General features: G+C 37.1%; 13 protein-coding genes. 12 read left to right on the top strand and 1 reads right to left on the bottom strand.

Features of this window, described 5'->3' with window-relative positions; genetic code table 11:
- The first annotated feature begins 365 nt into the window (after nucleotides 1–365).
- The 9 genes from AC0L7T_RS19350 (at nucleotide 366) to AC0L7T_RS19310 (ending at nucleotide 7,607) form a co-directional block, all read left to right on the top strand.
- Nucleotides 366–845, top strand: coding sequence for a DUF2306 domain-containing protein (locus AC0L7T_RS19350; protein WP_048642886.1), 480 nt, complete (start codon nucleotides 366–368; stop codon nucleotides 843–845).
- A 56-nt stretch (nucleotides 846–901) separates the two neighbouring features.
- Nucleotides 902–1,096, top strand: a complete 195-nt coding sequence (locus AC0L7T_RS19345; protein WP_473337668.1) for a hypothetical protein — start codon at nucleotides 902–904, stop codon at nucleotides 1,094–1,096.
- A 510-nt stretch (nucleotides 1,097–1,606) separates the two neighbouring features.
- A complete protein-coding gene (locus tag AC0L7T_RS19340) occupies nucleotides 1,607–2,179 on the top strand; it encodes a Crp/Fnr family transcriptional regulator (protein WP_473337666.1) in 573 nt (190 codons plus the stop codon).
- Nucleotides 2,180–2,297: 118 nt separating this feature from the next.
- Nucleotides 2,298–2,780 (top strand): cupin domain-containing protein, encoded by a 483-nt coding sequence (locus AC0L7T_RS19335; RefSeq protein WP_473337665.1) that lies wholly within the window; start codon nucleotides 2,298–2,300, stop codon nucleotides 2,778–2,780.
- A gap of 33 nt (nucleotides 2,781–2,813) precedes the next feature.
- Entirely contained in the window at nucleotides 2,814–3,911 is a 1,098-nt protein-coding gene (locus tag AC0L7T_RS19330) for an L-dopachrome tautomerase-related protein (protein ID WP_473337663.1), read from the top strand.
- Between the two features lie 157 nt (nucleotides 3,912–4,068).
- Complete coding sequence (locus AC0L7T_RS19325) at nucleotides 4,069–5,007, top strand: cyclase family protein (protein ID WP_473337661.1); 939 nt, start codon at nucleotides 4,069–4,071, stop codon at nucleotides 5,005–5,007.
- Between the two features lie 25 nt (nucleotides 5,008–5,032).
- Nucleotides 5,033–6,241: an MFS transporter gene (locus AC0L7T_RS19320; RefSeq protein WP_473337660.1), complete on the top strand. Its 1,209-nt coding sequence runs from the start codon at nucleotides 5,033–5,035 to the stop codon at nucleotides 6,239–6,241.
- An 11-nt stretch (nucleotides 6,242–6,252) separates the two neighbouring features.
- Nucleotides 6,253–7,191, top strand: coding sequence for an aldo/keto reductase (locus tag AC0L7T_RS19315; RefSeq protein ID WP_473337659.1), 939 nt, complete (start codon nucleotides 6,253–6,255; stop codon nucleotides 7,189–7,191).
- Nucleotides 7,192–7,226: 35 nt separating this feature from the next.
- A complete protein-coding gene (locus AC0L7T_RS19310) occupies nucleotides 7,227–7,607 on the top strand; it encodes an LLM class flavin-dependent oxidoreductase (RefSeq protein ID WP_473337657.1) in 381 nt (126 codons plus the stop codon).
- Nucleotides 7,608–8,151: 544 nt separating this feature from the next.
- Here AC0L7T_RS19310 and AC0L7T_RS19305 read toward each other — a convergent pair.
- Nucleotides 8,152–8,454: a hypothetical protein gene (locus AC0L7T_RS19305; RefSeq protein WP_473337656.1), complete on the bottom strand. Its 303-nt coding sequence runs from the start codon at nucleotides 8,452–8,454 to the stop codon at nucleotides 8,152–8,154.
- Nucleotides 8,455–10,681: 2,227 nt separating this feature from the next.
- Between AC0L7T_RS19305 and AC0L7T_RS19300 the strand changes: the two genes are divergently transcribed.
- The 3 genes from AC0L7T_RS19300 (at nucleotide 10,682) to AC0L7T_RS19290 (ending at nucleotide 15,060) form a co-directional block, all read left to right on the top strand.
- Nucleotides 10,682–10,879, top strand: a complete 198-nt coding sequence (locus tag AC0L7T_RS19300; protein ID WP_473337654.1) for a Fic/DOC family N-terminal domain-containing protein — start codon at nucleotides 10,682–10,684, stop codon at nucleotides 10,877–10,879.
- 426 nt (nucleotides 10,880–11,305) lie between these two features.
- The gene (locus AC0L7T_RS19295; RefSeq protein WP_473337652.1) at nucleotides 11,306–12,901 is read left to right on the top strand and encodes a DUF1186 domain-containing protein; all 1,596 of its coding nucleotides are present in this window, start codon (nucleotides 11,306–11,308) and stop codon (nucleotides 12,899–12,901) included.
- A 365-nt stretch (nucleotides 12,902–13,266) separates the two neighbouring features.
- Complete coding sequence (locus AC0L7T_RS19290) at nucleotides 13,267–15,060, top strand: right-handed parallel beta-helix repeat-containing protein (protein ID WP_473337649.1); 1,794 nt, start codon at nucleotides 13,267–13,269, stop codon at nucleotides 15,058–15,060.
- Nucleotides 15,061–15,390 lie beyond the last annotated feature (330 nt).

Raw genomic sequence — 15,390 nt, 5'->3', positions numbered from 1 at the left:
AAGCTGTGGTAATCCTGTAGGTGTATATGCTCTCTAAGTAACTTGCTGTTTATATAGAAGAGTTTCACCTTTGAGGGTTTCGCTTAAGCTCTGTAGGCTCAAATGTGCAAGCTAAAATACGAAAGCGTGAACCGATAGTAGCTTAGAGAAGAGTACCATACCTGTAGGTGGGGAGCCACCTAAGGTATCTAGCTATTTGAATTAGCGTTACTAGTCCTTATATTGTCTTCTACATCAGATGCCCTAATGTTAGCATTCATTAAAAATACCGTTCATCTTTAATAACAACATTTCTGATTTAATAAAAATTTGATCCTCAAAAATAGGCGGACTTTTAAATATCAAATGGTTAAGGTAATCAATAAATGGAAAATTTAGTTGGAGATACTACAGGATTAATTCATTTAATTTCATCTAGTAGTGCTCTTTTATTCGGAACTCTTGTTTTAATGCTAAAAAAAGGCACAAAACTGCACGTGAAAATGGGCTATCTTTATTTAATTAGTATGGGAGTTCTGATTTTAACTGCACTCATGATTTATAGGTTATTCAATGGATGGGGGATTTTTCATTTTGCAACGCTCTTCAGTTTATTGACAATTATACTTGGAATGATTCCGGTTTGGACCAAAAAGCCCTTAAATACCTGGAAATTTCGGCATTTTACATTTATGTATTGGTCTGTAATAGGACTTTATTCAGCGTTTGGGGCTGAAATTTTAACTAGAATTCCAAAATCACCTTTCTTTGGAATGGTAGGTTTGGCAACAGTATTAATTTTGTTTTTTGGGGCTATATTCTTTAGAAAAAATAGAAGGAAATGGATAAAAGTATTTGGTTCTTAAAAAGAACGAAATTCCAATATCCTATAAAATTTATTACTAAGCCAGTTAAGAGTTGAATGGATAGTCCTAGCGGATTTTTTCTCGTCCAAAATGGAGAAATAAACAATAAAATATATCAGGAACTTTGTGAAGTTTCTAAAGCAACAGCTACAAGAGACTTGACGGAGTTAGTAGATAAAAAGTATTTATTTGAAAAAGTAGGAATTACAGGGGCTGGAACTAATTACGTGCTAAAAAAAATAATGGGCTAATAATGGCCTCATGATTCAATCAAAAGCAAATAGAACCAATCAAAATTTAATATTAATGGTTGCAAAATAAAATAGCAAAAACCCAACGGCCAAGAAGCTGTTGCAATCCAGTAGGTGTAGATCCTAATTAAGTAACTTGCTATTCATTTAGAAGAGCTCCACCCGAGGGTTACGCTCAAGCGCTGTCTGCTCAAATATGCAAGCTAAAATACCCACACGTAAACCAATAGTGGCTTCGAGAAGTGTACCTGTAGATGGGAAGTGTTGATCTCGATTTTAAGGAAACTTTATTGTTTACCCCGTTTTCCTCGGGGCCTGTCCTGTATTTAACAGGATCCGGTTTGATAAAGGGGTGCTGATTCTTTACTTCTTATTATCTTTATCGGTAATTAAATTAAGTAGGCAATCAGGATCTACTCTACCCACCTATTTGAAAACAAGTATCACTAATCGATTGTTTTAAACTCTGGCAAACTTTCCATAAACAGAAATAAAAAATAAATTTGCGATATGGAAGATAAACTTCATTTACTAAGACAACATTTTGAAGAAATAGTTTCTTTAACTGATGATGAGTGGAACTTTGTAAAATCACATTTTGAATATAAGCGCTTCAAAAAGCACCAATTTTTAATTCAAGTGGGGCAACCTGTGGATTTTGAGTATTGGATTATTAAAGGCTTGGTAAAAGCGTATTCCATTGACGAAAAAGGTAAAGAACACATTCTTCAATTTGCAATGGAAAACTATTGGGTGAGCGATCATTGCGCTTTTCAACATCAAGAACCAGGGACTATTTTTGTGGATTGCCTTGAAAATTCCGAGTTTTTCGGCTTGTCTTTAGAGAACAGGGAAAAGATTTGCTTAGAAGTACCTGCTGTCGCCAACTTTTTCAGAATTAAATCAAACCACGGTTATATAAATCTACAGCAAAGAATCCTTTCTTTACTTACTATGACCGCAGAAAGCAGGTACGAATACCTGGTAAACAAATTGCCACAATTAATACAACGCGTTCCTAAAAAATTAATTGCTTCCTATTTAGGCGTATCCAGAGAAACCTTAAGTCGTTTTAAAAGCTAAAAGTGAGCTAAATCACTTTTAAAAATTGACGTACCTCACAAAAAATTCGTGATGTATGTCCTCGCACAGCCCTTGGTTTTCATAGAATTTTGTATCGAACAATTAAATACAATGTACTATGAAAACTACAAGAATATTTTTTCTTTTATTTACAGTGATCGCCATAGGTTTTAACGCCTATGCGCAAGAAGGCAAAAGACCTTTAATGGGTAACTCCTACGGTATCATCAATATCGATGAATACGTTACGCTACTCCCTCAAAGCCACAATGGAGTCATCAAAGACATTAGACTAATAGACCGTGAACACGCAGGTGTTAGGGTCTTTAGATTGTATGATGAAGTGCCTATGCATTACCACGCAAAATCTGATGCATACCTCTACATTTTAAACGGCAAAGCAGAATTTTATGTAGCTGACAAAGGCCCTGTTGTAGCAGGAAAAGGCGACCTGTTATTCTGGAGTAAAGGTACAGCACACGGAAACGGAAAAATTTTAGAAGGACCGTTAGATGTACTTGTTTTTGATGCCAATGCCAGAGACCCAAGCGATGTTATCTGGGTAGACCCATCAACCCAAAAGAAATTTTTAGGTAACTAATCAAATCACATTCACCTTTTAAAATCAATAACGATGAAAATTATAACAATCATAAAAATAGTCTTGTTCGCATTTGTGATGAATCACTCAATGTTTGCACAAGCACAGCTAGAAACACTAGCAACATTTCCAGAATCAAGACCAGGAAATATAACCGTATCCAATGATGGAAGAATATTTGTAACAATGAGCGCATTAAGTGCTTCAAAATATATGGTGAAAGAAATTTTGCCTAGTGGAGAGGCCATTCCGTTTGGCGATAAAGAATGGATAGTAAAACCTGAAAATGGAAGTCTAAAAGGTATCAATTCAACTATCGGAATTCAAGCTGATGCCAATGGTATTCTTTGGGTGTTGGACATGGGTAATATAAAACAAAATCAGGCTCCAAAATTGGTTGGTTTTGATTTGGTTACGGGTAACGTAACAAAGGTTTTTCCTATCCCGAATACGGTATTATCAACAAAACCTTTTTTACAGGATTTTGTGATTGATGTCAAAAACAACACCGCTGTAATTGCAGATATGACCGATGCTTTAAATCCACCGATTGCCCCAGCTTTTGTAGTGATTAGTCTAGAAACGGGTTATATAAGACGTGTTTTAGAAGGAAATCCTTCGTTTTTACCCGCCGATGAACCTGTGAAAATTCACGGTAGATTGGTCTCTCACAAAAGAAAAGACGGTACTACCCTTCAGCCAAGATATCCTTTAAATCCTATTTCTATTGATGATGAAAACAATTACATCTACTATGGTGCAATGGGAAATACCAAAATTTACCGCATACCTTCTGCTGTTTTAGCGGATGAAAGTAAGCAAGATATAGACCTGAATAAGTACATCGAGTTTTATGCCAACAAACCAAAATCTGACGGATTTAAAGTGGGTGCAAACGGTAAAGTCTATGTAACCGATGTTGAAAATTCAGCCATTGTAGAAAGTACGCCTTCAGGTATGAAAACCATTGTGCAATCTAAAAAAGACTTGTCTTGGCCTGATGGTGTTGCCATACACGGAGACTACTTGTATATCGTAGCAAATCAGCTTCATAATTTACCCTTATTAAATGAAGGGAAAGACGCGAGCAAGCCGCCTTATTTGGTGTTAAAAATAAAAATTGAAGAGTAAGAATCTCTAAAAAAATGGGTGATGTATCGGCATCATTAAATGTGACCTACATCACCCTTTTTTATTGATTTAGGTCACTCTAAAATGGTGATATACATCCTCGCACAACCGTTGCTTTAAACGGAAATTTGCATAAGAAATTTAAAAAAATATCAACATGAAAACAATAGTAAATACATTAAAAACAATTGCGTTAGCAGCCACGCTTTTTGTTGCTTTAACTACAAATGCGCAACAAGTACCAACATCACCTTATGGTGCAGACGATGAAATTGGTGCACTTAATCTTTTAAATGAAGAAATTGTTTTAGACGCTGTAAAACTGGTTAAAAAAGGAAAAGTATACCGCTTAGGAATGGTGGTAAACGCACAAACAGCAGCTTTCCGTCACAGATACTTTCATATCGAAACTTTACAGCCAGAAACTGCTGCCGCGGGTTCTAACAAATTTACCTACGTAGACGATCAGTTAATTGGCTGGACTGGTGTTGGTTCGCAAATAAACGGATTGGCACATTACGGTAGAGACAATGTGCATTATAACGGACATAAAGTAGAGGATTTCTTAACCGTTTCCGGCGTAAAAAAATTGGGTTTAGAAAAATTACCGCCTATAGTCACTAGAGGTGTTGTCCTCGATATGCGCTCCTATTACAATCAAGATATAGTAAAAGAAGGTACAGTTTTTACAGTTGAAGACATTGAAAAAGTAGCCAAAAAACAAGGGATTGAAATCCGTAAAGGAGACGTGGTTCTATTTTACACAGGATGGACAAAATTAATGGGTAAAGATGATAAACGCTATTTAGCTGGTGGGCCTGGAATTGGTACTGAAGCTGCGCATTATTTAGGTAAAAAAGGAATTGTTGCAGCAGGTGCAGACAATTGGTCTTTTGAAGCGGTGCCACACGAAAACAGCTCACTTTCTTTTCCTGTAAATCAAATGATGGCCACCGAATACGGTGTACAAGTATTAGAAAATATTCTTGTAGATGAACTGGTGGAAGATAAAGCTTGGGAATTCCTTTTTGTATTAGGTCATCCTTTATATGAAGGGTCTACACAAGTACAAATAAACCCTGTTGCCATTAAATAAGAATATCAAAAAACTATTAGAAATTATGGAAACATCAACCATATATAGAGATACAACGGTAGTCAAAAAGAAGAGTCTACCGGCAGCATTATGGGCTTTGACCATAAGTGCATTTGCCATAGGAACAACGGAATTTGTAATTGTAGGTTTGCTGTCCACCGTTGCCAACGATTTAGGTACATCATTGACATCAGCAGGACTATTGGTTAGTTTATATGCTATTGGTGTGGCCATTGGCGCACCTATTTTAACTGCCTTAACAGGTAAAATTCCGAGAAAACAATTATTAATGGGCATTATGTTACTGTTCATTATTGGTAACGGATTAGCAGCAATCTCACCAAGTTTTGAATTGTTGCTTTTATCGAGAGTTGTAACAGGTTTTGCTCACGGAGTATTTTTCTCTATTGGTTCTACCATTGCCGCTAGCTTAGTGCCAAAAGACAAAAGAGCAACTGCCATTTCTATAATGTTCGCAGGTCTTACGGTAGCCATTGTAACCGGTGTGCCTTTGGGAACATACATAGGCCAAAATTTTGGATGGAGAGCAACCTTTATAGGTGTTGCCATTTTAGGAGCAATTGGCGCTGTATCTAGTTTAGCATTGGTACCCCAAAACATAAAACAATCAGAACCACTACGTCTTATAGACCAATTAAAAGTGATTAAAAATCCGTCTATTTTATTGGTGTTGGCCATTACCGCATTTGGTTATGGTGGTACGTTTGTAACCTTTACTTATTTAACGCCACTATTGGAAGAAGTAACCGGTTTCTCTTCAAACATGACCAGTGTATTTCTTTTAATTTATGGTATTGCCATAGCCATAGGGAATGTTATTGGTGGTAAAGTGTCTAACAACAAACCAGGAAAAGCCTTATTAGTCATGTTTGCGTTGCAGGCAATAGTGTTGTTTGTTTTATACTTCACAGCTTCTAGTCAGATTTTGGCAATTATAACCTTGTTTTTTATGGGAATACTGGCGTTTTCAAATGTACCTGCATTGCAATTATATGTCGTGAAAATGGCTGAAAAATATCTACCAGGGACCGAAGATGTAGCATCTGCCTTAAACATTGCTGCATTTAACGTAGGTATTGCTATTGGCGCTTACGTAGGGGGAATGGTTGTAGAATCAGATATGGGTATTGAAGCAACTCCTTGGGTAGGTGGTATCCTAGTGATAATAGGATTTTTGTTGACCCTAGTTTTATTCAAAAAAGAAAAAATATAAATAGTATAATAATGACTTCATTAAAATTTAGAAATAACGACGAAATGCCAATTTTAGGCTTAGGGACATTTAGGTCTGAACCCAATGAAGTGTACAATGCGGTACTTTCTGCTATAAAAATTGGATACAGACATATAGATTGTGCTGCTGCCTACGGAAATGAGAAAGAAGTGGGTAAGGCAATTGCCGAAGCAATTAAACAAGGTTTGGTTACGCGTGAAGATTTATGGGTGACTTCAAAATTATGGAATGCCTCTCACGGTGAGGAGAATGTGATTCCTGCACTGAATCAAACTTTAAAAGATTTACAACTCAATTATCTAGACCTGTATCTAATTCACTGGCCTGTCGCTCTTAAAAAAGGAACGGAGATGCCAGAAAAAGCTTCCGATTTTATTCCACTTTCAGAAGTGCCATTAACCAATACTTGGAAAGGTATGGAAGCTACTTTGAAACAAGGACTTGCAAGGCATATTGGCGTGAGTAATTTCAATGAAAATCAGCTTAAGGAAATTATGGCGACTGCAGTGCATCAACCAGAGATGAATCAGGTTGAAATGCATCCATTTTTACAGCAGGAAGAATTAAAATCATTTTGTATACAAAACGATATACAGCTAACAGCTTACGCGCCTTTAGGTTCGCTTGTAGATGAAAATAACACGTTGCGCTTACTGGAAAATGACAGGATAAAATCCATTGCCAACGCTAGAAATATGTCGCCTGCACAAGTAGCATTGGCGTATACCATTCAAAGAGGAGTTGCTGTAATCCCTAAATCTATTAATGAAGCAAGATTGCTTCAGAATTTAGAGACTTTAAACCATAGGCTTACTGAAGAAGATATGGCGTTACTAAAGGATTTGGATAAAGAACACCGTTTTATAGATGGTATATTTTGGGAAGTTGAAAATGGACCCTATACCGCAGATAGTATCCGGAATAACTAATCTTGAAAATCATCAGGTGTCCTTACAGATACCTGATGATTTCAAAAACAAATAATATTATGAATCAATTTGATAAACTATACAAACCAGGTAAAATGACACTTGGTATAGAGTTTCCTTTAGATAATGATTGGTCATCAGATGGAAACCGTAAACGTTTGGAAGATGATAGACCTTTTGGAGTGCCAGACATTTCAAATCATTTAGCTTTGGCAAAACAAATTGACGAAGCTGGCTTTGCTGCTTTATGGTTGCGAGACGTTCCTGTGTATGATCCTAATTTTGGAGATGGTGCACAATTGTTCGATACGCTTCCATATTTGGGCTATTTATCTGCAGCTACCAAAAACATTTTGTTGGGTACAGCAGCCATTGTACTGCCCTTGCAACAGCCAATAAAATTGAAAGGCAATTAAAGGAAAAAGGAATAGCTCTTAGTGCAGAAAAAGCCCTGGATATACTCAAAACAATTTTCGGGATTATCTTAAAACTCCCTTCAGGAAAGGAGAAAATAATGCTTTTAGATAAAACTATTGAACAACAGTCAATTTTAAAGCACTTTTCCTGATTTTAGGTGTCCCAATGATGAAGACAGGAGACCCCCTAATCCTTCCCCAACGTAGACCCACAAATAGGTAGTGACGAGATAGTAATTTTTAACGGAATTATTAATATTGGGGCGCGGAGGCCATGCCAAAACTACGAGGCGGCGTTGGGCCTTGTGGGGGGAGTTTAGTTTTGGCTAGATTTTTCTTTGGTTCGTTTCTTTTCATCAATGTTTACCCTGTCTTATTCAGGGCCTGCCCTGATTTATAATTCACTCAGGGCCTGTCCTGATTTATAACTCACTTAGGGCCTGACCTGATGCGTAGCAAGTCAGGGGAAAAGAAATGAACGGAAATCCTGTATTTTTAGAAATAAAATCAATAGAAAAACTAAATTTATAATGTAGGGTTTAGCTTAAAACGGTATTATTAATATTATTTCTCTCTTATTTAATTTAGACAAAAATTTAAAACTAATTTTTTTAGCAATAGAATTCCGACTTTCCCATACATTTTCAATTAAATTGACCATTGTCACTTTTTTGCTACAGGCCCAAAAAGTAACCAAAAAAGCCCGCCGCTGAGTATCTTTTCGGCTAAAATTTAAGGCCACCCGCACACAGGCAAACTCCTTAGTTTTTGGTATTAATATTGGCCTTGTTTTTATAATGTTTACTAAACCAAAAACTTCGTCAAACAGTGCCTGTGCCCTTGCCAATCCCAACTTAAATTTCTTAACGCCGAATAGCTACAAGGCGGAAATTAATTTATCCTATGACCTGAACTAATTCAGTTTTATTAACACGTCAATGGTAGGGCGGAATTATCGTAGAGGAACCTGCGGGAATCCCCTACAAGCTGAGACCCCCTAATCCTTCCCCAACGTAGACCCACAAATAGGTAGTGACGAGATAGTAATTTTTAACGGAAGTATTAATATTGGGGCGCGGTGGCCGGGCCAAAACTACGAGGCGGGGTTGGGCCTTGTGGGGAGAAGTTTAGTTTTGGCTAGATTTTTCTTTGGTTCGTTTCTTTTCATCAATGTTTACCCTGTCTTATTCAGGGCCTGCCCTGATTTATAATTCACTCAGGGCCTGTCCTGATTTATAACTCACTTAGGGCCTGACCTGATGCGTAGCAAGTCAGGGGAAAAGAAATGAACGGAAAACCTCAGGTTTCAGGGATAAATCATTTTAGAAAGCCAAACTTCTCTAGCAACGTTTACCCAGTAACAGTTCTATTAATTCTTTACTTTCCTATTAGTAAAGATTTAAAATTTGGTAGTTATTATTTTTAAATAACAAACCAGTTTTCTACTACACAAGACATTTACTAAATCCTTTGTCACTTTTTTGCTGCAGGGCCAAAAAGTAACCAAAAAACCCCGCCGCTGAGTATCTTTTCGGCTAAAATTTAAGGCCTCCCGCACACAGGCAAACTCCTTAGTTTTTGGTTTTAATATTGGCCTTGTTTATTTAATGTTTACTAAACCAAAAACTTCGTCAAACAGTGCCTGTGCCCTTGCCAATCCCTGCTTAAATTTCTTAACGCCAAAAATCTACAAGGCGGAAATTTATCTATCACTTATTGTGTATAAGGTACACTTTGCTAAATCTAGACCAGATGTGGAAATTTAATGTATTCGCTAAACTAAGAGCGCGGTGGCCGGGCCAAAACTACGAGGGTGCGAGGGCCTTGTGGGGGGAAGTTTAGTTTTGGCTAGATTTTTCTTTGGTTCGTTTCTTTTCATCAATGTTTACCCTGTCTTATTCAGGGCCTGCCCTGATTTATAATTCACTCAGGGCCTGTCCTGATGCGTAGCAAGTCAGGGGAAAAGAAATGAACGGATAAATATTAAATATGCCTTTACCTTTGCCAAAAACTTTAATAATATGCCCAGCATCTCAATTTCCTATATCTATGCCAAAATATTTACTATTGCATTTGTTACTTTTTTGCTGCATGCCTGTCCTGAAGCGTAGCAACTCAGGGCCTGTCCTGAAACACAGTAACTCAGGGCCTTCAGGGGTCAAAAAAGTAACCAACCTGCCCTGAAGCAGCAACTCAGTGGCATGTCCTGATATGTCCGTGAAAACCCCACCGCTGAGTATCTTTCTGGCTAAAATTTAAGGCTTGCTAATCCCAACTTAAATTTCTTAACGCCAAAAATATACAAGGCGGAAATTAATTTATCATATGACCTGAACCTAATTCAGTTATAAAAACACATCATTGGTAGGGAGGAATTTGCGTAGAGGAAGCTGCGGGAATCCCCTACAAGCTGAGACCGCCTAATCCTATCCTGCCTTAGCAAGCCATAAAAAGGTTTCACAGTGTTGACCTACCAGTTTTTTAAGATAAATTAAATCGAGCTGAGGTTATTATTATTATCTTTATAGGCATGGATAGGGAGAGCTGTCTTGGGCTATTCTTTTTAGCAATACTATAGAACAGCAGCACAACTTGAAACAACTCATAAGATTATATCTAAAGGGGTATGTAGAAGTGATTGAGCGGATTAGCCAAGCCAAATTGACGCTCTTGAAACATGGATGGATAAAAAATGAAAGAATTTAAAGCAAAGTAAATATTTCGCTGACATAGGATTCGATATCAGGAAAGATGCTAACAGGAGGTGGTGGTGTGCTAAGTTCGGGTTCAATGAAAATTATGGGAGTTATTGGAATGGATATTTACCTATTTGAATAGCCTACTTCATAAGAAAAGTAGACTTTCAAGTGCAATATTTACCTTTAATATCAAAACAAAGGTAATTTTTTAATAAATTTACCTCCGTCAAGACAAAGAGTGTAAAATTTACCCTTGTTCAAAAAGGAGTGATTTTAAGAAAGACATCCCGTATAATGGTTTACCATTATTGCCTCCCAAAAAGCAATCTGGAGACAACAAACATCTTGCGAAAAACCATAACTACTAGTAGAGCATTGGCAAATTTAAACGGTGCTATAATAAACCTTCCAAATCCTCAATTATTACTTGATACACTTCATTTACAGGAAGCAAAAGCTAGTTCTGAAATTGGAAATATTATTACCACTAACGATGAGCTTTACCAATCTTCTTTTGCAGATAAGAAGTGTAAAATGGTTTCAGGAACATCAACTTCAAATTATAAATTTTAGTGTCAAATAGACTAATCCAAACATCCAACTTTTAAAATTAATCTTGATTTTCTGTTTTCTATAATTCCTGATTTTAGTTGAATTTATGATTTCAATAAGTGCGATATTGCTACTTGGATTAAATAGGAGGACTTATGGCTATAAGGAACAAGTTTGCAAGAAAGGCTTATCTTGATACCTAAAAAGCATTCATTTGCATATTTCAAATGGTAAAAAATAACATCTTCATTAAGGTTTTTACTACCAAAAAATAGTGATATAAATGAAAAAAAATAGTTGGATAAATGTAGTTTTATTTTGTAATTGGTCCTTTATAGAAAGTCAATTGTCCCAATGTTACCAACCTGGATTTTCTCGGGTTACTTGACGAAGTAAAGATGTAAGACTTTCCACTTTACTCTTTTGGACCTATACAAATTTGCCTATATGAAAAATAATAATTTGGAACTAAAAAAAACAGGTTACTCCATAACTACAGACCCAAACTTTTTAAATAAACAGAATAATATTACCCCTGAGTTATCAAAGAGGATAGGTCTATTTCATAAATTGGCATTGGATGGTAAAAGATCAAGTATTCAAAAATTAAAGGAGGCAATTACAAAATACCCTGATAACCCCCAGTTGAAAAATTATTTATCGGTGTTGTACCTTCAGCTAGGTGAGACGGAAAAAATGTTTGAAGTCAACAGGTCGATTGTAGAAGAACACCCTGACTATTTGTTTGGAAAGTTGAATTTGGCTAACGAATATTATTCCAAAAAAGAATACCAAAAAATGTTGGAAATTTTGGGGCCCAAATTAGAAATTAAAGCACTCTATCCACATCGTGATGTTTTCCATTTAAATGAGGTCATTTCATTCCATAAATGTGCAGTTTTGTATTTATGTGCCATTGGGGATGTTGAGCAAGCAGAAATCCGCTATGAGATTATGGAGGCCTTGGATCCTGATTCCAATGAAACAGAAATGGCATTGAAAGAGCTTTATTACGCTCAAATAAAAGCAGGTAGTGAGCGCTATCAGGAAGAACGGAAAAATAAAATATTTGTTAAAAAAAAGCCGCAACCTGTTAGTGAAAATAGTAATTCGCCATGCTTTTCTCACCAAGAGATGGAGTGGCTTTATACTAACGGACTTTTTATTAGCGAAGATAAAATAAACAAAATTCTGGCATTGCCCAGAGAAACATTAATAGCAGATCTTGAATTGGTATTGCAAGATAGTATCAATCGTTTTCCACATTTTAATAAACTTGTCAGTGAACAAGGATGGGAAGAGGAAAAGATGAATTTCGTAATCCATTCATTTTTTCTCTTGGGAGAACTTAAATCTGAAGAAAGTTTAAAAGCTATTTTTAATGTACTGAGTCAGTCCAATGAATACCTTGAACTTTATATTGGGGATTTTCTTACTACCGATATTTGGGAGCCTATTTACAAGATTGCTGCCACCAACCTAGAGGCATGCAAACATTTCATGTTTCAACCGGGTATTAATGATTATGCTCGGTCTAATATTTGTGATATTGTACAACAATTGGCTTTACATCACCCTGAAAAACGCGGGGAAGCATTACAGTGGTTTGCTGAAATCATACAATTTTTCTTGAATAGCAAACCGGAGGACAATGTAATTGATAGCGATGTAGTTGGGCTTCTTATATGTAATATTATTGATATTGAGGGTGTTGAATTATTGCCTGAAATAGAAAAATTGTTTAAACAGGGATTAGTGTCAATTGGCATATGTGGTAGTTGGGAGATTGTATCTAAGGATTTAATCAATCCAATTCAGCACGACTGTAAGTTGGAAATACTTCCAATCGGACAACGATACGCTGAAGTAACCTCAACTTGGGCAGGTTATAATGAAAATGAAAACATTCTTGATTATATTAATCATGATGAACTATTTGAACCTCAAATAATGCCAGTCAGGAGTGAACCCAAAATAGGTCGAAACGATCCTTGTCCTTGTGAAAGTGGGAAGAAGTATAAAAAATGCTGCATGAATAATTGAAATAGACCACCTGAGATAGTATGTTTATAGGTAGTTAGTGTAATTATTCCAGTATTTTTGATCTTACCGGCAGACCTGATTATTTAAAATAATGGATTGTCTTTGAAAGAAAAGTGAAGGAATAAAGGCCCGCCTACAAATGGCTACGCTCTCCTAACTGAAATCCGATGGTTGTAATTTGATAGCAAATGCCCAAGAAAGATAACTTGAACCAATCTGAACTTATAATTTTAAATTTTAAAGAAATAAGGTTAATATGGGAAATTGTTTACCCATTTTTTTTAGTTCTTGAAGAATACTCGAACAAGTTGTTGGTTTGGCCTTTCCTATCAAAAGCAAATCAGTAGTGACAAATCCTTTATAAAATGATGCCAACCAAGAGAACTCAATTCTTTCAACTAACCCTAATTATCTTTCTGGGATGCTCCCTTTTTTCATGTAAACAGCAACAAAGTTTGCAAAGCATGATTGATTTGGCCATTAAAAATAAGGATTCGGTTTTGGTGATTCCCGATGGAAAGTACGTCATAGAGCAACCTTTACGTCTCTCGGGTGTGGATAACCTTGTGATCAAAGCGGATTCGCCGAATGGCGTAACCATCACCTCCAGCATGGACCTGCCAATCGAAAACTTAACCTGCCTGGATAAAGACAGCGGGTTGTATGCGTATACTGACCCAAAGTTAATAATGCCCCCTTGGCCGGATTCATTCAAGGGCTATGCCGGGTGGCCGGAAATCTATATTGCAGGCATACCATTGTCCATATCTCGTTATCCTAATGAAGGGTTTATACAAGCAGATTCAATCATTAGGGCCGGTAAGAAGCCGGAAAATAAGGAAACCAAGCAATTGCCTGCGAAATTTATATCCGCTCAACTAACACAAAATTACAACAAAGAATTGCCCTTGTTTCTAAATGGGTACTGGACTTATAAGTGGGCTGACGAAATTATTCGGGTGGACTCCCTAAACCCCCTCTCTGGCGAAATCGAGCTTGCAGCCCCACACAATTATGGTATGGGAGCTCCTTCCGGTGGACTCTTTTACGCTATCAATCAGCCGGAATATGTGGATACGGAAAATGAATATTATTACAATCCCAAGACAGGAACCATTCGTTTTATTCATTCTTTTTCAGATGAGGAAGTCGAATCCATTCAAATTGCCTATCAAGATTTTACCCTTTTAGAGATCCAGGATTGCAATCAAATAAAAATTGAAAATATAGATTTTAAATATCATAATAATCTGGCTGTCAATATTTCCAATTCTAAATCGGTAGTGATCGAACAGGCTGAGATGTATGGATTAGGCAGATCTGCCGTAGCCATAACTGAGGGATTTAATTGCGGGGTTCGCAATAGTACGCTTAAATACTTAGGAAATGCCGGTATTTTGCTTTCCGGTGGAGATAAAAATACTTTAACAAAGGCATCCCATTTTGTAGAAAACTGTTCCATCAGTTATTTTTCAAGGCATGTTAAAACGTATGCGCCTGCGGTAAAATTGACTGGGGTAGGGCATATTGTAAAAGGAAACCATATTAGTTTTGCGCCTCATAATGCCATTCTATTTTCCGGAAATGATCATTTGATTGCAGAAAATGTAATCAGAAAGGTTTGTTTAAATACTTCGGACGCAGGGGCCATTTATTGCGGTAGAGACTGGACCATGGGAGGAACCGTGATTCGGGAAAATACTATTACTGAGCTGGGACAAGCAAGCCACCATAACAACTGGGCCATTTATTTAGATGATTTGGCCTCAGGAATAAGTGTTGTCAATAATCAGATTGAAGACAATCCTTCCGGGATATTAGTTGGTGGTGGACGTTTTAATCAAATTAGCAACAATACGATTAAAAATTGCCCCCTCGCATCAATTGTATATGATGCAAGGGGGTATGATGATTGGTTTAAACAGCACCTTGTCGATCGGGAATTGTCCTTATGGCCTCGTTTAAATGCAGTCCCTATCAATCAAGCCCCTTGGAGTGAACGATTTCCTTGGTTGCAAGAAATACACAGTGATGATCCGGCAATTCCCAGAGGAGCTGAAATAAAAAACAATCAGATAATAAATTCTGCACCACCTAAAATTCATGATAAAGTATATGAATATGGACAGGTAGATTTTAATACTGAAATCACCAATTAAAACCAGTAGGAGGTAGGTCCAAGTTATGCTTCGCTAAACTTGGACCAGAATGTGAAGCCTGTAGGGCTTCAATAATAAGTGTGCCGGGCATGGCATTCTACTCAAGGGTGAGCAATCTCAATGGAGAGAGCATGTCCCTAGGGGGCCCTCTGACGGGAACCCCATAGCTAAAGCCAAGGGTGTTCCGGGCGACCGGAAATCTGAAGGAAGGCGGCGGCAAACTCCAGATGTGGACGAACAGAAACTGAATAGTAGGCCAATAGATTTGGGGAAGCGCACTTTGCAGCGTCTAATCCCAATAGTCAGACAAAGGATCTATTGGTAAATTCA

This window comes from Cyclobacterium sp. 10D3-21 (genome assembly GCF_055809755.1).
This window is presented reverse-complemented; position numbering and strand designations above follow the sequence as displayed.